Annotated in this window: 11 protein-coding genes; 3 read left to right on the top strand and 8 right to left on the bottom strand. The window is 52.8% G+C overall.

The genetic code is table 11. The features are described from left to right. Nucleotides 1-158: 158 nt before the first annotated feature. Both NSQ73_RS08155 and NSQ73_RS08150 read right to left on the bottom strand, forming a co-directional pair. Nucleotides 159-1973 carry a heparinase II/III family protein gene (locus NSQ73_RS08155; protein WP_340986071.1) on the bottom strand — a complete coding sequence of 605 codons (1815 nt, stop codon included), beginning with the start codon at nucleotides 1971-1973 and terminating at the stop codon, nucleotides 159-161. An 86-nt stretch (nucleotides 1974-2059) separates the two neighbouring features. Continuing rightward, entirely contained in the window at nucleotides 2060-3202 is a 1143-nt protein-coding gene (locus tag NSQ73_RS08150; protein WP_340986070.1) for a DUF2264 domain-containing protein, read from the bottom strand. 121 nt (nucleotides 3203-3323) lie between these two features. Between NSQ73_RS08150 and NSQ73_RS08145 the strand changes: the two genes are divergently transcribed. Next, nucleotides 3324-4160: a helix-turn-helix domain-containing protein gene (locus tag NSQ73_RS08145; protein ID WP_340986069.1), complete on the top strand. Its 837-nt coding sequence runs from the start codon at nucleotides 3324-3326 to the stop codon at nucleotides 4158-4160. Between the two features lie 528 nt (nucleotides 4161-4688). On the opposite strand, the gene NSQ73_RS08140 is transcribed toward NSQ73_RS08145, so the two are convergent. The 4 genes from NSQ73_RS08140 to NSQ73_RS08125 all read right to left on the bottom strand — a co-directional run bounded on the left by NSQ73_RS08140 (nucleotide 4689) and on the right by NSQ73_RS08125 (nucleotide 14831). Then, nucleotides 4689-11420 carry an immunoglobulin-like domain-containing protein gene (locus NSQ73_RS08140; protein WP_340986068.1) on the bottom strand — a complete coding sequence of 2244 codons (6732 nt, stop codon included), beginning with the start codon at nucleotides 11418-11420 and terminating at the stop codon, nucleotides 4689-4691. A gap of 152 nt (nucleotides 11421-11572) precedes the next feature. Next, complete coding sequence (locus tag NSQ73_RS08135) at nucleotides 11573-12412, bottom strand: carbohydrate ABC transporter permease (protein WP_081970085.1); 840 nt, start codon at nucleotides 12410-12412, stop codon at nucleotides 11573-11575. 15 nt (nucleotides 12413-12427) lie between these two features. Then, nucleotides 12428-13366 carry a carbohydrate ABC transporter permease gene (locus NSQ73_RS08130; protein ID WP_340986067.1) on the bottom strand — a complete coding sequence of 313 codons (939 nt, stop codon included), beginning with the start codon at nucleotides 13364-13366 and terminating at the stop codon, nucleotides 12428-12430. A gap of 121 nt (nucleotides 13367-13487) precedes the next feature. Further along, a complete protein-coding gene (locus NSQ73_RS08125; protein ID WP_171717218.1) occupies nucleotides 13488-14831 on the bottom strand; it encodes an ABC transporter substrate-binding protein in 1344 nt (447 codons plus the stop codon). A 274-nt stretch (nucleotides 14832-15105) separates the two neighbouring features. On the opposite strand from NSQ73_RS08125, the gene NSQ73_RS08120 reads away from it, so the two are divergent. Both NSQ73_RS08120 and NSQ73_RS08115 read left to right on the top strand, forming a co-directional pair. Beyond that, a complete protein-coding gene (locus NSQ73_RS08120) occupies nucleotides 15106-16884 on the top strand; it encodes a sensor histidine kinase (protein ID WP_340986066.1) in 1779 nt (592 codons plus the stop codon). A 566-nt stretch (nucleotides 16885-17450) separates the two neighbouring features. Continuing rightward, nucleotides 17451-19082, top strand: coding sequence for a helix-turn-helix domain-containing protein (locus NSQ73_RS08115; protein ID WP_039310367.1), 1632 nt, complete (start codon nucleotides 17451-17453; stop codon nucleotides 19080-19082). A 106-nt stretch (nucleotides 19083-19188) separates the two neighbouring features. Here NSQ73_RS08115 and NSQ73_RS08110 read toward each other — a convergent pair whose 3' ends face one another. Further along, nucleotides 19189-20034: a carbohydrate ABC transporter permease gene (locus NSQ73_RS08110; RefSeq protein ID WP_042138912.1), complete on the bottom strand. Its 846-nt coding sequence runs from the start codon at nucleotides 20032-20034 to the stop codon at nucleotides 19189-19191. A 15-nt stretch (nucleotides 20035-20049) separates the two neighbouring features. Continuing rightward, complete coding sequence (locus tag NSQ73_RS08105) at nucleotides 20050-20928, bottom strand: carbohydrate ABC transporter permease (protein WP_042138913.1); 879 nt, start codon at nucleotides 20926-20928, stop codon at nucleotides 20050-20052. Nucleotides 20929-20983 lie beyond the last annotated feature (55 nt).

Here is a 20983-nt window from a genome sequence, read left to right as displayed (position 1 = left end):
GTCTGAACATCCGCGCTGGACCGGCCGTTTTGTTGGAATCGTCTACTATGCGGGTTATATGCCCTCTATATTTAGTTTAGATTAGAGCTTCCCCAAGCAGAGAAGCAGTAACTCCGGCGGATGAGATTACCTGGAATTCGGACCGCCTGATTCAATCTTCACAAAAATTGAAAAGTGAATGCTAATGTTCCCTCCGCCCCGGGCTGAAGAACATGGAAGTCCAGACTATGCCACAGTGTCTCCTGGCCATAATGATCCCGGTACACCTGCGCGGTAATCTCCGGCCGGACTGCTTCCGGATCATAAGTGACCTCTACACCGTGACCTGCCGCAGTGCCCGGCAGCAGTACGCTGCCTGGGTGAAGAAGCTTAGGCCTGCGCCAGGTTACGAACCGTTCCGTCCAGCTCGCCGGAGCTCCCTCATACCGGTAGGTGTCTGTCAATTCCAGACGTGGCAGCTCCTCTTTATGCCAGACCAGCGAACGCACCAAGGACTGCAAGCCTGACACCGGATAAGCCTGCGCCATCTCCAGCGTCAGCTCATCCTTCTCCGCCGCCGCAGATGCATATAACACTGCAGTGCTGAACTCCCGCCCTGCGCCCTGGTACTGGCCGTTGATGATCGGCACTGAATGTCCCTGTGATCCATTGCAGTCATAGCTGTAACGTCCGGCACCGAAATAATCAGCGGTATATTCTCCGCTGCCCAGATCGGAAGCGTAGATCTCTCCCCGGCCGCTTAGAATGAAGTGGCCCAGATCATTATGATTGTGCGGCTCATCATTGTGGCCGGCTTTGGCGGCGAACCCGAAGGAGCCTGCTGCCGGCACATGACGCGAGACAATCCAGGCGGCATCCGGAAGATAATAGCTGGCAGCCTCCCAGGCCCCGTTCTCCCGGCCCGCTCTGGTCCAGATCAGATTGCGCAGAGCCGGTGCGAAACGGCTGCAGTGATCTTCAGTGAACGGCGCGCGCAGAGCGGACGGCGGCCGCAGGACATCCGCATAGGCATCCGCCAGATAATGGGACAAGCCCATATGCACACGTACCTGAGGCACCGAATCCGAGAAATTGGCGACATGACTTTCGTCGATGAAGCATTGTTGCTGGAAACGGGCAATCTGCGATACCTTCTCTTGCTTGAACCAGTCCAATCGGCCTCCGGTTCTTGCCCGGAGCAGATCGCTATAATAAGTGAAATAGCCAAAGCCATAATTCCAGTAGCCCAGCCCCTCCAGACAAGCGCCGTCGTCCCCGAAGCCTTCCAGATAATAGCTCATGCTGCTCTCTGTCTTCAGCAGAATATCCGTAAGTATGGCCGGTTCCTTCACCAGCAGCAGCGCAGCTGCCCCGATCGAGCCCGCACAGACTGCCGCCCAGTTATGGCGTGATGTCTCCCAGAAATATGGCCCCTGCTCAAGAAAAGGCCGGAAGATTCTGCGCTCTACCTCATGCCGTATCCGGGACTGGAGCAGCAGCGGAAGCCGGTCCCCCAGCAGCAGTAACACTTCACTTAAGGTGAATCCCGTCTCGGAGGAGAACAGGTCAATATGCCGGCTGATCTCAGCAGCGTCATGGTCTGCGGGAAGATGGGCCGGAAGACACCAGGTGTACTCATCGCAGATGACCCAGAGGATATCCTCCAGCTTCTCCAGAGCCCCCGTATTATCCGGCTCCAGCAGGCTTAGGAATGCATAGGTATTCAGTCTTCTTCTCCGTTCGAAATAGACCCGTTCATATTCCAGTCTCGAGCCTGTACGCGCAAAAATAGAAAATAGCGTATACGTCAGCGCGGATATAGGCTGACCGTCCAGCCTCTGCGTTTCTGCGCGAATCTCGCTAATGTCTGCCTGTAATCCTCCGGATGATAACGCCCGGGTCCAAAACCCAGCCGAATCGCCCTGCGGATAATACAAGCTCCAATCAGCCGGCTTCATGTCCTGCACAATTCCGGCAAGCTCCTGCCTGTTCATGCCCTCTTCTTCCTCCTTATCGGTGCTCCACCCTGATTAGTGCCGCACCTCTTTCTCACTAAGCGGCTAAAGCGACTGAACACCCGCTATTCCAGCGCATGATCCCGCATGACATTCTCACCGTCTGCTATCCTCAGCGCAGTCCATTTCAGCTCTTCTCCCGACCAGAAAGGATCGGACGGAAGCAGCCCCAGCGGAAGGAATACGGCAGCGCATAAATAGAGGCTGCCCGTATTGATGTAGCTCTCCGCAAGCTCCGGCTGATAGCCGTAGATCCCCGGCCGCAGCCAGCCGCTCTCATCCAGCGTACCCGGAGCATTCATGATCCGCTCTATCACGGCAGTCAAAGCGCAGCGTACCTGTGCTGGAGGCAATGCCTCCTCCAGGAAATGCTGCAACGCCGCCTGCGACAGCAGCTGAAACGCACCGAAACGGTACACAATCGAGCGCCCGAGGAACGGATAGGTGCCGTCCGGTGCAATGCTGCGTTCAAGCACTGAGGCATATCTCTGTGCCCGTTCCATAATCACCGGCTTAAGTGCAGCATATTGCTCCGATTCCTGTTCAAAGATGGCCACGACATCAACCAGCATCGGCTGGATCACGAAGCTGTTGTAATAATCCCAGTGAAAATCCTTGCCATCCCCGTAGACACCATCGCCCTTATACCAGTCCATGAACATATGAACCGCATAACCGACACGCATCCGGTCATAGTCGGCATCGCCCAGTATATATAAAGCTGCTTCCACCATTGCACTGAACAGCAGCCAGTTGCTGCCGCTTGGAGCCGTCCGGCGCGTCTGCTTCAGCGCTGTAATTAAATGGCCTTTGACCCGCTCATCCAGCCGCCCTGTAATCGCTTTCGGTGCGCGCACCAGCGCGTGGGCCAGGAAGGCGGCATCGACCAGCGGCTGCCCTTCCGTCTTGAACTCCATATAGTCAGGCGACTGCGGATCGACAGCTGCACCGATAGCCTCCAGCATCAGCGCGGCATAACGGGCTCTAAGCTGTTCTTCTTCTCCTTCAAGTCCTTCAAGCTCCAGCCAGGGGGCCATCCCGCAGGCCAGTCTCGCAAAAGCTTCCAGATGTGCAAACCGGCTCCGGTCACTATGGAACTCCGTAGGCAGCTGCTCTTTCAGCTGCCGCTTCGCTAAAGCCTCCAGCACCGGTCCCCCGATCAGCAGCATCGTATCCAGCCAGTATTTTCGCTGTTCCTTACCCTTCATTAACAATTCCACCCTTTCAGGTATTCTTCTTCTCTAGTGTAGTGTGGTATTATTGCAATGTCTTTGCGAATAATGATGTTTTATTGCGTTTGTTGCGATCAATCTGAAAGGGGCAATGACTATGAAACATGCCCGTTATCATCAAACATTCAACGGCGATATTCTGGCCGGTATCGGCAATTCCCCAATCTCACCGACAAGGGATTTCCATATTCATGACCACTACGAAATCTTCCTGTTTCTCGGCGGGAGTGTGAACGGATTCGTCGACCAATACAGCTATCCGCTGGAGCGGGGCAATGTGCTCCTGTTCAACAATCACGAGATTCACAAAATCATCAATTTGTCCCCGGAGCCTTACGAACGGTTGACGATTCATTTCAAGGCGCCGCTTATCTTTCCTTTCTGCACAGCCACTACCAATCTGCTCGCCTGTTTCCAGAACCGTCAGCCCGGTGAGCATAATCTGGCCCGCATGGATGAACCGCTGCTTACCGAGTATATGACTCTAGCTTCACTTCTGATTGCAGCACTGGAGAGTGAGCAATACGGGAGCGAGGTGCTGGCTCTAACTTACCTGATTCAGATCCTGGTAATCGTCAATGAGCTGTACAGCCGGACCCGCTCCGCCGTGCCCAGCATTATTTCCTCGCATATTCAATCGGCCATGAGTTACATCGACAACCACCTGCATCTGAACCTCTCGCTCGAGCACATAGCCGGGGAGCTGAACGTCGATAAATATTATCTCAGCCACCTTTTCAAGCAGCAGACCGGAGGAACCATATACCGTTATGTCCTGCTCAAAAAAATCGCCTTATCCAAGCAGCTCTTGGCCGCCGGAAACTCCGTATCCGATACCTGCTACCTGTCCGGCTTCAATGACTACGCCAACTTCATCCGCACCTTTAAGAACATCACAGGCATCCCGCCCGGTAAATATGGTAAAAAAAGCTGAGGGCCCCCTTATGACGAGCACTCTATTGAACTAAGGGGACGTTGACTGGCGGAATTAGTGGGATTTATCCCTCTGGTTTCCCCGTTCTGCCCACTTCTGGTGGATTTAGTGGGACTTATCCCTCTGATTTCCTCGTTCTGCCCACTTCCGGTGGATTTAGAGGGATTTATCCCTCTAATATCCTCGTCCTGCCTACTTCCGGTGGATTTAGAGGGATTTATCCCTCTAATATCCTCGTCCTGCCTACTTCCGGTAGATTTAGTGGGATTTATCCCTCTAATATCCTCGTCCTGCCTACTTCCGGTGGATTTAGTGGGATTTATCCCTCTAATATCCTCGTTCTTCCCACTTCCGGTGGATTTAGAGGGATTTATCCCTTTCATTTCCTCATTTCCGGCCAACCAGGCCGAATCTGATGGATTTATCCCTCTAATCCTACGGGTGTCTAGAAATTGAGGGCAAATTTCACATTCTTATAAAAAACCTGACAGCCCGCTTCCCGCAGCTGCCAGGTTCTTTGAGTACCTCTTACAACTGTCCCAGCAGATTAGCGATGACTTGCGCACTCTCGGCGCGGGTCATGCTCTCCTGCGGAGCGAATTGCTGATTGCCGCGGCCCTTGATCAACCCCGCCTGTCCGGCGATGCCGGCTGCGTTCTTCGCCCAGTCATGAATCAGGAAGTAGTCACTGAACGCTCCTGCAGCTATATCCTGGCTTGCATTGCTTGCATTGCTTGCATTGCTTGCATTGCTTGCATTGCTTGCATTGCTTGCCTGGCTTCCCTGCAAATACTCATAAGCGCGGACGATCATGACCGCCATTTCCTCACGGGTAATGCGCTCATCCGGAGCGAAGGCATCCTTGCTGCGTCCAAGCACAATCCCCGCTTCATTTACAGCGGCAACAGCTCCGGCATACCAGGATTTGGAATTCACATCAGCAAATGCCGGTGTACTTCCCGCCTTAAGGCCAAGCGCCCGTGTAATCATAGCGGCGAATTGCGCCCTGGTTACTTCCCCTTGCGGATTGAATTCTGTAGCCGAAATGCCTTCGATTATATGCTTCGCAGCCATGGACTTAATGACACCGGCCGCCCAGCTGCTGCTGCTGACATCCGAGAAGCTCTTGTCATACTCCAGCACTGCATACTGGCTGAAATGCTGTACATCGGCAGTAAACTTACCGTCAGCCAGTGTTCCGCCCATGTATTCAAGGGCACCGCTGGCAGCAATATAGTAGACGCCGAGCAAGCTGCGGTTCGCATTAGGATCTACAGTGAATGTAAGGGTCAGCGGCTTGTCAAAAGCGGTTACCGGCACGGCCGTGCCGTCCGCAGCAACTACCTCCAGGCTGAAGCTGATTACATCACTTGCCGCCGATAGCTGAACGGAACCGTTGACAGCCGGATTGTTCATCAGCTGCTCCGCAGCAGCCTTCGCAGTCTTCACGGCTGAAAGCTTAATTCTCGCCCCCTCCGGTTCTCCTCCTACACCCGTAACCTTCTCCTGAATGCTCTTCAGCAGTTCCGGAGTCAGATCGACCGCAACCGTACTCCAGGCGAGACGCAGGGTATTCTCTCCTGTAATTCCTGATATTCCTGCCGGAAGCAGCACGGATTCTGTAGCATCCGTGAGCTGAACCGTTATTGTCCCGCCTGCCGGAGCCGCGAAATCACCAGGGGCAAGAACCTTCTCGGTCTGCGGCTGCGGCGCCGGTGACGGTGTAGCCGCTGGTGTTGGTGCTATAGACGACACTGGCGAATCCGTAGGGGCCGGTGTTGGAGTTGGAGCTGTTGTCGGCTCCGGTTCCGGCGTCGGTGTCAGTGTTGGTGTTGGTGTCACCGGCGGCTGTTCTGCTTCGCCTACAGTCACCGTTCGGGTCACCTCAGCAGCGGCGTTGCCTGCTGTATCTGTCACATTATAATGATACAAATAGGTGCCAGCAGCCGATGTATCGAGCGTCAATACTGACTCCCCATCCTTCGTAATCGCCGCCACGATGCGCTCCGTAATGTCGCCGTCGCGGTCATCTGCCGCAGTAGCTCCGGCATCGGTATAGCTTGCACCATTCTCCAGTTGAACGGATGCTTCCCCAAGCAGGGTTATCACCGGCTTCGTTACATCCGGATCAATGGCAACCACTACGGTTCTTGTTACTTCCTCCGCTGCATTCCCTGCGGTATCGCTGACATTATAATGGAAGGTATAAATATCCTCTACCGCCGTATCCAGCTCTGTCAGGCCATATACTTCACTGGTCACTGTTGTAACGATACGGCCAGTTATATCGCCGTCCTGATCATCAATAGCCGTTGCACCGGCATCCGTATATTCCGAGCCAACCGGCAGATTAACTGTCGCCTCGCCATTCAGGGTAATCACCGGCAGAACGGTATCCGGTACCGGCAGCGTAATTGCTCCGCTGGCTGAGCTATCCGCCTTCGCCTCTCCCTTGCTCAGCGTAACCGAGAAGGTGAAGCTGCCATCCGTATCCTCCGTTGCTTCCTGGAATGAAGACAGGATGATGTCACCCACGGTAACCCCGGTAGCACTGAAGCCGGGCAGTGCGTTTATGGATTGCTGCAGCCAGGTCCGGACAGCCTCCTCACTATTCGCTGTCTCCTTCTTCACATTGTAGGCCGCACCTTCAATTATGCTCTTCGCCTCAAGGACAGCCTGCTCATTGGCAACGCTGACCTTATCTCTGGCTACAGCTACATAGCTGATTACTGCAGCCTGACTGAACGTATTGTACACTGAATAGGTCACGGTACCGCTCACCGGCAGCGTGAAGTCATGATTGACCGCTGTACCCGCAGAACCTGCAACCAGGCCGGTACGAACCTTCTCAGATACGGCTTTCCCCTCAGCATCAGAATAGCTAAGTGTAACATCCATCGTACGGCTGCTGTTACTCCACCAGTCCAGATGATAGGACGTAATCGTATATTTCCCTGCATTCAGAGGCAGCTTGTAGACCAGAGGTGTATTCTTCGTATTGGAGCTGTATACTCCAGTCTGGGCTTTATCTGTAGCAACTACTGCTCCGCCAAGTCCCTTTGGACTGTAGTTAGACGTGATGTTGGTATGTCCCCAGACCGTATCCCCTGTCGACAACTGATCCGCCTTGTCATTCAGCAGGCTGTCGCCGACGAAATTCCTGATGGTTGTAAATGGCGGTGTTACCCCGTCAGCGGAGACACCAGGGTCGAGGAAATATACGAGGCCAGCAGGTACCACTTCCACATACGCTGTTGTCTTCAAATTTCCGAAGGTACCGGTTACAGCTACCCGCTCATATGGAGTGTCGAAGCTGACTGCGTCTACATTCCATTTCACAGCCACCTGCACCTTGGAGCCGTCAGCGCGTGATGCTTCCAGCATGGCCGGCAGATTCGGCTTCTTCCCGGCATAAGCAGCCGTATCCTGAGGAGCGGCAAGCTCCCTCACATCGCCTACAACCAGCCCGATATAGGCAGAGGTCAAGCGCGCTTCAAGCTGCACTGCTCCTTCCTGATCCAATCTGTACAGCACAGGATTATTCAGTGCTGCCTCAGCTGCACCTAGCGCACCTGAGAACAAATTCCAGTCACTCTCCGGGAATTCATCCTGCCGGGTGATTTCCTGCGCGTCCTTCACGGCCTGCTGAAGCGCAGCAGTGTTCACGTTACCTGCAGCTCCGCCGGCGATAACCCCCACAGAATCCACAGCTAATGTCCCGCTCAGCACCTTGATCTGGACCGTGTGCTCCCCGTATTCCAGCCCGCGGAGCATGAAGGTCTGGTACAGCTCCTTCGATGCTGCTGCAGCGCCCGAGAGCACTACAGTCCGGCCGTCCACGCTCGCTTCCAGCTTGGCTGAGCCGTCGTTCTGGCCCAGAATATCGAGACCGGTGCCGGTAAATGTGTATTTCAGTACCGCACCCGCAGCCTGACTGGTCGAAAGGGAACGCTGGTACACATACATCCCTTTGCCATTCTCATGGGCCCATGCACCCTCGTAAACCAGCTTGGATTGCGGAACCGCAGCCAGATCGTGCATCTCCAGATTATCCAGCAGCTCTGAATAATAAGGAGTATAGCCGTCTACCGTCTCCACCTTCAGATTGTCGAAGCGGACATGATAGAAGCCGCTGGCCAGCTGTACGCGTCCCGACAGCTTCGGATTCGGGTCGGTATAGGTTCTAAGCTCAACATTATCCAGATAGGCAGTGATTCTATCACCTGCAACCTGAAGAGCAATGTTATGCCATGCGTCATGTGCGGTATCGTAACCCTCAAGCTTCACACCGCCGGTGCCTGTAGCGGCATTGCCGCTGGCGACAACAGTACCGCTGGACAGCAGCTGCCAGCCGCCGTCGAACCAGAACTTCAGCGCATATGGCGTTCCGCTTAGCATCTGTGACCCGCCCTGATAGCGGGCTCCGACTGCCGCATAATTGTTGCCGCTGTAAGTGCTGTTCTGCTCAAAAGACACATCGGCACTGACCTTATAGTTGGTCCAGCGGTTATCCCCGATCGCTGTTACCGGATCTCCGCCGTTCCAGGCACCGCCAACTCCTGTTGTAATCTGATCCAGCTGCTGGCGCAGGACATAATTATCCGTATCGCCGATACGATACCCCTCGAAGGCACCGTTAAGGTCCTGGGTATAACGCGGAATGACGCTCTGCTCACCGCCGCGAGAGCTGACATAGCTCTGCTCGCCGGCAATCACTCCGTCTTTGCCGATGACGGGAACGGTTTTGCTGCCGTAATTGAAGTCATCCGCATACAGAATTCCGTCTTCCGTATTCTGTACGGAACCTGTTGCATCGGTATCAAGCACCGTACGTTCTCCCTCAACCGGAAGCGGTGCCGGTGACTCTGCTGTAGCGTGATTATCCAATGTGCTTACAGTTACAATCGAGAACGGCTTCACTCTCACCGTGTATACACCGCTGCCGTCTGCAGCCGCATCGCCTAGATATTTCATATAATTGCTGTTAAAAGCCTGACCCTCATCAGCTGCACGGGTCTCCCATACTTCCAGGGAGGGGTTTCCTGTATAGCCCATGTTCACCGCCTGAAGCTTGTAGATCTTCTCATACTCGCTGTCATTGATGATGACTGTCGAGAAATCCAGCTTGCCCGGAGCAGCAAGTGTCATGTAGCTCGGAGTCCCGTTCCGTCCGCTGACCGGGTTCGTGCCGGATGCTCCGGTGTAGCTGGCCTTGGGCACCGCTCTCCAGACTCCTGCTGTATTATCCCCATTCTCCCAGCCCGTCTTGGCAAAACCGTTGAAATGCTGGAGAATAACCAGCCCTGCGTCATAGTGTATGAAGCCCGACCACGGGTCCCGCGCGCTGACCAGCTCCTTGAAGGAATACTGTCCGCCTTCATAGAAAGAGCCGATCGCCGGCTGATAGATGAAGTGTGTCCGGCGGGAATTCACGAAGCCTTTAATGATGGTATTCCCCATCTCCAGCGGACCGCCGGTGCCTCCGATCCCCGTGCCGGCCGCTGACGGGTCCTTCATATTGTTGTTCGGGCGGAAGGCCGAGTTGCTGAAGGTCGCCTGCGCCTCACTGTTCCAGATTTCCTTGTCGAATTCTTCGGCCAGCCGTTTGAAGTTGCCTTTGCTGTCATCATCGGTGTTGTAATGATATCCGGCGGCCGTTACCGCCTCCCGCAGCGAAAGATCGCTGACCATAGCATCGCCGAAGGTGCCGATTCCGACCTCGTCGGAGATAATGAGCTTGATGTTGTGATACAGAGCCTCTTCCTCAGTGCTCTCGAAGCCTAGAGTATCCGCTTTAACCTTGGCGCTGTATTGCTTGATCCAGTTCAAATCTGATGCATGCTCATTGACATCGGGATTGACGTAATCGACCATATAACCGTATTCACGGTAAGCGGCCAGAATCGTGTTTTTGTACCAGGTATATATTTTGTCGTTGTTATTATTGGCCCAGGCCGGAGCATTCCAGCGCAGGAAGCTTACCTTAACCGCAGGATTGATGGCCTTGGCATCAGCCGCAAGCTGGAAGCCGGGATGCCGGGTTACATTGGCCTCTTCATTCTCCGTACGCATCGTCGAAGGGTCGGGACCTGTCGAGTTGTTGCGGTCATTCCCCATCTCAATCTTGACATGGTCGATCAGCGGACGGTCGCCGCCGAACAGGACCTGCAGCAGCTGCGCATAAGCCTCTGGCTGCTCAGACTTATAGTCCATCAGCAAGGCGCTGGTACTGTTGCCGCTCAGCACGCCGAAGCCTTTGAACGTCAGGCCGTTAACATTGTCTTCCTTAATATCGTTGCCGTCGAGCAGAACTTTGACCGTAGAGGCTGCGGTCTGCCGGGCATCATCAAGCTCTTGCTTGATCGCACCTTCGGCAACAGCGAACCAGCTCAGGATCGGCTTTTCACCGGATACAGAAGCATAGGTCAAGGTCATAGGACTGCTGACATCAATATCTCCGGGAATGGTGAATTCACCGGAAATAAACTTGGTCGTAGAGGTGTCAAATTGCTTGAACGTGATCGCCTTGCTGTCCCCGGCGGTATTCTTATACTCCAGGCGTGGCTCTATCCCGCGGTTGCGCGTGCCGGAGTACCATTCATAGAAACCGCTGCTGAGTGTATATACGCCTGCATTAAGCGCTTTCAATTTATAAACGATATTAGCGCCGGACGGATCTGCACGCAGCCCTACCTTCCATATGGACGGTTCCGTCGCCGGATCGGCAAGTCCCCCGTCTTTGGAGTTCTTTACCTTATTGCCGGTATCATCGAAGCCCCAATCCGTTGTTCCGCTGACATATTTCTGATCCGGTAACCCGTTAAGCAGGCTGCCGCCGGATAATATTTTGACCGCCTCGTACAGGGGAGAGGCTCCAGGAGGATTCCCCAAGGAATCGCCGCCTCTGCCGCTGTCCACGAAGTAGACGAGCGGACTGGCGGCCGGCGGAATCACTTCCACATTCGCCACCACCGGCCCGCCGTTCGCGGTTCCGTTCACGGTTACGGTGTCATACGGCACAGCAAAGGTATCTTCGCCAATGCTCCAGTTCACAGCCGCACTCTGGCCGCCAACATCGACGCTTGCCGGCAGAGTCGTACCTGCCGTTGTCTTTGCCCCCATATAGGCCGCTGCATAGACCGTATTTACAGTAGCAGCAGATGCGGCCGGCATACCTAGTGCCGGAAACATTCCGGCTACAAGTGCTCCTGACATCAATACTGAGAATAGCCTTTTCTTGACACGGGTTGTGCTGTTCATTCATTCATCCTCCTCTTGTTCAAATAAGTAAGCGTATCCATTGCGTTGTTAGAAGAATAATGTCTTGGACAGACCTTTGCCTTACCTCCATGATTGGTTATAAAAAACCCGGCAGCCACGAAAAGATGCAACTGCCAGGCGCGTTACTTGTTCTAGCCTTTAATCCCCGACGCTGCAACACCTTGCACGAAGTACTTCTGCAGGGCCAGGAATACAATCACTACCGGAATGATAGAAACTACACTTGCTGCCATGATCAGCCCGTACTCCGCAGAATATTGCGAGATGAACATCCGCAGACCGATCTGAATGGTCTTAAGCTTCGTATCTGTCAGATAAATCATTGGCCCCAGGAAGTCATTCCAGGTGGCAACGAAGGTGAAGATGGTGAGTGTGGACAACGCCGGCTTGGACAGCGGCAGCATGATTCTTGCCCAGATGCCGTATTCACTGAGTCCGTCGATCCGGGCGGCTTCACATAATTCATCAGGTACTCCCTGATAGAACTGGCGCATCATGAACACACCGAATGCCGAGAACGCCTGCAGCAGAATGATCGCCAGGTGGGTATTGTTCAGTCCCATGTAACGCATCAGGATGAACTGCGGTACCATGTAGGCCTGCCAAGGGATTGCAATCGTTGCGATATATCCCAGGAAGATAAAGTTCTTGCCCCGGAAATGCAGCTTCGAGAACGCATAGGCCGCGAAGCTTGAAGTCAGCAATTGCAGAATCGTTACGATAATCGATAATTTCGCAGTGTTAAAAATAAAGCGTCCGAGCGGAATCCGCGTCCAGATATCCGTGAAATTCTCCCAGCGCGGATTCGCCGGAATCCACTGCATCGGGAAGGAGAAGACATCCTTGTTAAGCTTGAGCGAGGAGGACAGCATCCATATATACGGAACCAGCATCGCCAGCACGGTCGCAAACAACAAAATATACACAAGAACCATAAGGCTGATTCTAAGTCCTTTACTTTTTCCAACCATATCTTTTGAATCCTCCTATTGTCCGTATTTCTTCTCGCCGCGGAACTGGACGATGGTGATGCCAAGTACCAGCAGAAAGAGTACAATCGCCATTGCGCTGGCATATCCGTAATCAAGTGAACGGAATGCCGTATTGTAGATTTGATAGACCATAACCCTCGTAGAGTCGTTGAGCTGGTTATCGGCGCCGGCAAATAGGTTGATAAAGATATCGTAGACCTTGAACGAGTTAATGACCAGAATCATCAGAACAAAGAAGGTTGTAGGTGCCAGCTGTGGCACGGTGACATTGCGGAATCTTCTCCACGGGCCTGCGCCGTCCAGCTCAGCAGCCTCGTACAGCTCAGGGTTAATTCCCTGGAGTCCTGCCAGATAGATGACCATGTAGTAACCCATATTTTTCCACACTGTGAAAAGAACTACGGTAAACATGGCCCACTGCTTATCTGCCGCCCAGCGGGGAAGATCCTCCAGCGGGATACCGGTAATGGTATGCAGAATGTTGTTGATCGGACCCATGGTAGGACTGAAAATGAAGTTCCATACCGCCGCAACGGCTACCAGGGAGGCCACATATGGGAAGAAGAACACGGTTCTCATGAAATTACGGCCCATAATCTTCTGGTTCAGCAGAATAGCCAGCGCCAGCGCCACAATCATGGTCAGCGGTACAACTCCGATGGTGTAGACAATGGTGTTCCACAAGGCTTTGTGGAAGGTTGAATCTTTGAGCAGCCGGGTGAAATTGTCCAGCCCGATGAACTTCATCGGATTGGCCCCGTCCCATTTCACAAACGCAAGGACAAAGGCAAATATCATGGGTACCAGTGTAAACAGGGCAAATCCGATAAAGTTCGGCGCAATAAAGCTGTAAGCGACCAGGTTATCCCGGAGGCCGCGTGACATACGTCTTTTTGGGCTCTTATTTGTATGCAATATGGTTTCGTTCTGCATTATTTCTCCTCCAAACCTTCTAAAGCTTTCCCAAATCTATTATGCGAAGCAGATAGATTCTTATATTTTATAAAAGGCGGGCCTTCGCCCGCCCTTATATCCACCGCCCTACTCAGAACGGTTAATTGTTCAAGAGCTCTCCTACACGTTTGTTCATATCCTTCAGGCCTTCATCAATCGTAGCGTTCTTCGTCATGATGTTATCGTGTGCTTCATTCAGGATAACCTCGATGTCTGCACTCTTTTCATGTATAGGCATTTCCAGATAAGTCTGAACAGTATTTAGTGCAGCCTTACTGTTCTCGTCTGCAGGGAAACCGTCGATGGAAGTAATGGAATTGATTACTTCATCGTTCTTGATGGCCGGGATGGTTCCGGTAGAAGCAATAACCTTCGCGCCTTCTTCACCGGTTACGAAGTTCATGAACTCCAGTGCGGCTTCTTTATGCTTGGATTTCTGGTTTACAGCCAGGGAAGTAATCGTACCGAGAGTTGTACCGGCTTCTACACCGTCAGGATGAGGGTATTTCACAATGCCCCATTCAGTCGATTGGGATTCGCCGCTCTTCACTTTCTCGATCTGGGTGGCAATGAACCAGCTGCCCATGTTCATCATGGCAACGGAGTTGTTGTAGAATACACCGGAATAATGCGTGCTGGAAGTCTTCAGTGTTGCGTAATCCATCACGATGCCGTCTTCCTGCTCTTTCAGAATCCGCTCATAGGTAGGCTTCAGGAAGTCATAGTTGCCGCCGACCACTGTGTTCTTGCCGTCAAGAATACCGAACAGTTGAACCGCGCTCCGCCAAGTGTGGTAGTGGGCACCGTATACTTTTTCGGAACCGCTGCCGGAGGTCATCTTGCGGGCCAGCTCATCATATTGGTCGAAGGTCATATCGTTGCTCGGGTATTCCACGCCTGCTTTGTCGAACAAAGCTTTGTTGTAATAGACCACCCAGAAGTCACTGCGGAAAGGAAGCGCATACACCTCGCCGCCCACTTCAATCTGCTCTACAGTACCGCCGTATACGGAAGGATCAATGGAATTTGTGCTCATATAGCTCTTAAGCGGCTCCAGATGATTCTGCTTCACCAGGTTCGAATAGCCGGGAATATCTTTAATGGTAAGAACGTCCAGGTCTGCACCGCCGGAGAGCTGTGTGCTGAGCATGGTCATATAGTCCGTGGAGCCAAGGTCTACATATTCAATCGTTACATTCGGATGTGCTGCTTTATAGGCATCAATCAGCGGTTTGTAGTAAGCGGTTGCTTCCCAGTCCCACAGTGCCCATTTCAGAGTCACAGGCTCCTGGCTCGGTTCAGCGGAAGCGTTTGCAGCGTTACCCGCCGCAGGTGCGGTTGTTGCAGCAGCTTCATTATTGGCGTTGTTCCCGGAACATCCGGCCAGCATGCTCACGGAGAGCGCTGTGGCAAGGGTCATGCCATAGAATCTTTTTAAGTTCATTTAAATATCCCCTTTTCCTTCTATTGTTCTAGCGGCGACCGGATCACCCGGCCTTAGTTCAAAGTGTAAGCCTTTTCAGGCGGGATTGGGATGCAATATCAAACACAGATCATTCACTTTTCTGTGCTCTTCTCCCCCTCGTCCGGGTTAAACCTGTAATATCCTATCCGAAACATGTAAAATTCTCAGCTTATACTCCTTGCCCTGTATTGAAACGCAGGAATATGATAAGGTAGATGAAAACGCTTAATATGCTTTCACAGTTTACAAGGGAGTGTTCACTACGGTAAGAAAATCTACTATTAAAAGCCGCATCATTCTGCTCATGGCCGTATTCGCCCTGCTGATTGCTACGCTGCTGTCTTTTTTCAGCTATGAATTGATTACTTATTATCAGCGCAAAACAACCATACAGGCGACCGAGTTCAACCTGCAGCTGGTATCCCATATTATTGAACAGGATCTGATTGACCTGACGGCCCTGGCCATGACCTGCAGTACGAACTCTTCTACTAATACCCTGCTTACGGAATATTTCGGATCACCGCAGGCAAGCCCTAAGCAAGCTGTTAATGTCTTCAACTCGATGCAGCAGGAATTCCTGAACAACCGCTCCAACAGCTACGCCCGCCGCCTGATTGTTACGGATAGCAACGGAAAGTTTCTGCAGGTGGATAAAACCGGCACCTCCGTTCCGCTTACGATACACAATATCGGGCAGATTACCGGCCTTAGCGAGGATGCCGAGGAGAAATGGGACCGGGTGATCAAGGACCCGCTTTCCACCTCGAATGGAATCCCCTTTGTGTTTCCGATTTACGGCAAAGGGGCAACCCGGGTTGGGACGGTATACCTGTTAGCGAATACCTCTGTCATTACCGACAAGCTGAGAGGGTACACCCTGCCGAAGAATTCCCGGCTGCTGCTGACACTCGGCAATCATCATTATCAGCTCATCGGTGACCAGGTCACCGCCATTACGGAACCGTATGAACCGGTGGCCTATACCAATGAAAAACCTGTCGGCCCGCATACCGAGCTGTCCATGGTCAAGCTGACAAACGATGAAGAAAGCCATATCGTGGTATCTTATCCAGTACGCAGCGGGGTCATACTATCGCAGACTCTTTCGAACGACCTGTTCGCACCTAAGGCAAATATCTGGATTCTGGTCATGCTTGGCGTCGTCCTGCTCGTTATTGTCTTAAGCGCTATCATTACACTGTATTTGACCCGTACGATCAGTCTTCCGGTGGAGAAGCTCAAGAAGCGCATCGATAAGATTGCCCAGGGCAATTTCCTGATAGACCGCAATATTGAGTGGAAAAGCGAGCTTGGCGACGTCGGACGCGGCATTAACCGCCTGTCTCAGGATATCGTGGCCCTCATGGACAGCCGGCTCGCAGACGAGAAGCAGAAGCAGGAGCTGGAATACCGGATGCTGCAGAGCCAGATCAATCCGCATTTCCTCTACAATACGCTGAATTCGATCAAATGGATGGCCACGATCCAGAATGCTACAGGCATTGCGGAGATGACGACTTCACTGTCCAGACTGCTCCGCAGTATCGCCAAGGACAACCGGCGGCTGATGCCGCTGAAGGATGAGCTAAGCCTGCTGGATGACTATTTCCTGATACAGAAATACCGCTATGGCAGCACGGTCACCATGGTCAAAGAAATTGAGAATGAAGAGCTGCTCACCGGCCTGATTCCGCGCTTCACGCTTCAGCCGCTGGTGGAGAACGCGATCTTCCATGGCATTGAGCCCAAGGGCCGGGGCGATATTGTCATCACGGTCTCCAAAAGCGGATTCGCCGATATCCTGGTCACGATCGAAGACAATGGTGTCGGCATGAAGGAAGAGCAAATCTCCACTATATTGTCCACTCCCGAGGACGAATCCAAGGGAATGCTGGAGAATGTCGGACTGCGCAGCGTAAATGAACGCCTGCAGCTGGCTTTTGGCGGGAATTACGGCTTGTCTATTGAGAGTGAACTTGGACAATATACCATCATGAAGCTGCTCCTGCCCTTCCTGCAGAGAGAGTAGCCAATTACAAACTGCGTTACCGTCCCTTTTAGGACTATACCTTATCCGCTCGACGTTGCCCAGTAACAGTAACTGTATATAAAAGTGCCGCTATGCTTAAGCAGAACCGCCCTGGCTGTGAAGCTGGGGAGCTGCTGTAGATTAGGGAGCTGGCGGCTGGAGCTGACTGCTGACTGCTGACTGAAGAGCTGGCTGCTGACTGAAGAGCTGACTGCTGACTGAAGAGCTGGCTGCTGACTGAAGAGCTGAAAACCAGCGCTTCCCTCAAGCAAGTGGAAAAATGCATCTTAATTGTTCGATTTCGCAGGATTAGGGGCAATTAAGTGGAAAAATGACATCTACTACTTGAGGTTTCAGCTACTTTGAATGAAATGAGATCATTTAAGTGCTTTTTATCCAACTGCTGTTATTGCAAGGCTCCCTCGCTCATCAGCAAGTGGAGAAAATCCAACTGTTATCATTCCATTCTGGTGTTTACATCAAGGAGTAACAGCTTTGACGTCCCAGTTATCATATGACATATATAAACTCTTATATTTAGCAAACTTAGCAAGGATGTGATGAACTTGATCAAATTATTAATCGCAGATGACGAAGCCCTGGTCTGTATCGGCCTGCAGTCCATGCTGAAATGGGACCAGTTCAATATTGAAATTGTCGGCATTGCCCACAACGGCGCACAGGAAGAAGAGATGATTGACACGCTCCGTCCGGACATCGTAATCAGCGATATCAAAATGCCGATTAAAAGCGGCCTCGAGGTAGCCGGCTCGGTACGCAAAAAGTACGGCCGGCTGCCGCTCTTCATTATGCTGACCAGCTATGAAGAATTCCAATACGCCCGCGGCGCGATTGAAGTGCAGGCCACGGATTATCTGGTCAAGCTGGAGCTGACCCCGGAGGCGCTGTCCGAATCCATCCGCAGAGCGATTGGCATACTTGAGACTTACCAGGCGATGGAGAGCTACCCGAAGCTGGTCCACCGCGGGAATATCCAGGCCCAGCGCGATAAATTCTTCATCCGCCTGTTCAACAACCTGTTCGAGAACAAGAACCAGTATCTTTTGCAGAAAGAGGATCTGGACCTGGATTTGCCAGGGGCTGCCTATCTCGTCTGCACCTGCCGCATTCTGGGTCCGGATACGGTTCCGCCGCGCGGGGATAAGCTGGTTGCCTTATGCTCCAGCACTGTACAGATGGCTAAGGATACGCTCTCTTCCGTCAGCCCGTGTTATGTAACCAGTCTGGATCTGCGCAATTTCGCCGTGGCGCTGCCGGTCCCGGGCACCGATCCGCGGCTCTGGATGCCTGACATCCAGAAGCTGCTTGGGGACATGGCCTCCGTGCTGCACAACTACTTCAATGTGACGATCATTGGAGCCATCGGGTTCGCCGTCGAAGATCCGTATCTGCTGCGGGAGAGCTACCTTGCCGCCCGGAAGGCGCTGCCGGCCGCGGTTAAAGAGCGCTCCTTCGTCTTCTTCACAGAGGGCGAGGCACTGGCGCAGGAGCATCTGCTGTTCGATTTCTCCGAATCACGTTCGGAGATCCGCCGGGCTTTTGAAGAGATGGATACCCGGGCCTTGTACACCATTATCTCCAGAATGATCGAAATCTTCGACGGCCGGTCCGACCTGCTGGTCCCCGCCACCGATGCCGCCTGCAATATCCTGTATATGGCCACTTCCCTGCTTGCGGACGGGGAGAACATTGTGGAGCAGATATTTGAGAATGAGCCGGAGGGCTACCGGGCCATTTATCAGATGCATACTATAGAAGAAATTGCCGGCTGGCTGATCCAGTTCCGGGACGGATGCTCGAACATTCTTTCCACCCGCAGACAGAGCTATAAGGAGCAGGTCGTGAAGAATGTCCAGGAATATATCAAAAGAAATCTCGGCAGCAAGCTGTCGCTCAATCAGGTGGCGGATGTGTTCAATTTCAGTCCCAACTATCTGAGCCATCTGTTCTCCAAGGTCGCCAAGGTGAACTATGTAGAGTATATCACAGAGATCAAAATCACCGCCGCCAAGGAAATGATGGTCCGCGGGGAAGGCCGGATCTACGAGATCTCGCAGAAGCTCGGCTACGAGAGCGCCTTTTACTTCAGCAAGGTATTCAAGAAGGTCACCGGGCTCTCCCCCCGGGATTACATGCAGCAGATCGAATCAGGTACGGAGGATGTGCGGAGTCATTGAGCTGAACGTGGTTGGGCGGATGACGGATGCCTATATATGCGAAGAGCCCCAAGCAGCCGTTACACGGCAGCCTGAGGCTCTTTTTCACATAATACAATTATCAATATCAACCCTTCACCGCAGACCCAACGGTCATGGCACGCTCCACCTGCTCACTCAGCAGCAGATAGACCAGCACCATCGGAATCGAGGCAATGGTCATTACCGCTCCCATCGCTCCCCAGTCGGTGCTGTATGAGCCCTGGAAGAAGAGCAGGCCGAGCGGCAGTGTCTTCATGTTCTCGTCCGAGATCAGAATGTACGCCAAAGTGAATTCATTCCAGTTGTTCAGGAACTGGAAGATGGCTATCGTAGCGATGGCTGGCAGAGCCAGCGGCAGGATAACCCCGCCGAACAGGCGGTAGATGCTCGCCCCATCAATACAGGCTGCCTCTTCAATTTCCCGGGGAATGCTGACCAGGAAACCATAGAATACCATCGTGGAGAATGGAAGGCCAATAGCAATGTACGGGATAATGAGCGCGCCGAAGGTGTTGGTCAGATGGAAGTCGCGGACCAGGATAGCCAGCGGAATCATAATGACCTGCAGCGGCATGAACATCCCGACAATCATATACGTCCGGACAGCCGAGCGGAATTTCCACTGCATCCGTGCCACGGCGAAGGCGAACATTAGCGCCAGTAAAAGAATGCACAGCGTAGAGATGGTAGAAACGACGAAGCTGTTCATGAAATACCGCGGAATATTGAACTGTGTCCAGGCATTCACGTAGTTCTCGAAACGGAAGTGTGTCGGGAAGCCGAACGGATTGGTCACGAAGATTTCGTCATTATTTTTCAGGGAATAGGAGATCATCCAGAACAGTGGATAAATGGATACGATAAAATACAGCCATAGCGGTATTTGCAGCAGGATTTGGCCGATGGACCGGAATGTAGTTTTTGAATTCATGTCGTTCTCCTTTCCTTACGCGTTCTGTCCACGGTCGAATACCTTGTTAATGACAAGCGTAGCCACAAGTGAGATCATCACAAGCAGAACGGATACTGCGCAGGCATATCCATAATTGCTCTCCATAAAAGCATAACGGTAAATCATGAAGGTCAGCGTATAATTGGTGGTCCCCGGACCCCCATTGGTCATAATTAGCATCTGCACGAATGCCCCGATCCCGGAGGTAATGGCGATGGTGAAGCAGAATTTGAAGGTCTCGCGCATCAGCGGCAGTGTTACATGCAGGTGGGCCCGCCATTTACCGCAGCCGTCAATCGTAGCAGCCTCGAAGTAATCCTCAGGCACAGCCTTAACTCCGGCATACAGCAGGGAGAACTGATAGCCCATGAACTGCCAGGCATTGACAAAAGCAATAGCAATAATAGACTGGGTCGGTGAGCTAAGCCAGTTCTGGCGGTAAGGGATATTCAGCAGCTCGAACAGCTTGTTCACCAGGCCGTTCGTCGGATCGTACATCGCAATCCACAGCTGGCACACTACAGTAACAGACAGCACTACTGGGATGAAATACGCCGTCTTCAGCAGCTTGCGGCCGCGGATCTGCGGATTGGCACAGACGAGCGCCAGGATTGTCCCCAGACCAATCTGGAATACGGCCAGCACAATGGCGAACAGCAGCCCGTTCTTCAGTGAAGTGGATAACAGCGGATCGCTGAACAGCTCGCGGTAATTAGCCAGACCCGTGAAGGCAGCCGTACTCAGCCCATCCCAGTCGTAGAAGCTCCGCAGGACCGTCTGCAGGACCGGATAGATAAGGATGACACTGTATAACAACAGGGCAGGGAGCAGAAACAGCGCCAGCGCCGGTTTGTTTCCCAAGTATTTATTCATGCGGTTCTTCTCCTCCTTGCATCATTACAGCCGGGCCCCGGGGCGAAGGCCACAG

This window comes from Paenibacillus sp. FSL R10-2736 (assembly GCF_038000245.1).
Lineage (GTDB): Bacteria > Bacillota > Bacilli > Paenibacillales > Paenibacillaceae > Paenibacillus_AQ > Paenibacillus_AQ phytohabitans.
Note: the sequence above shows the minus strand (reverse complement) of the source record. Positions and strands in the feature narration are given on the sequence as shown.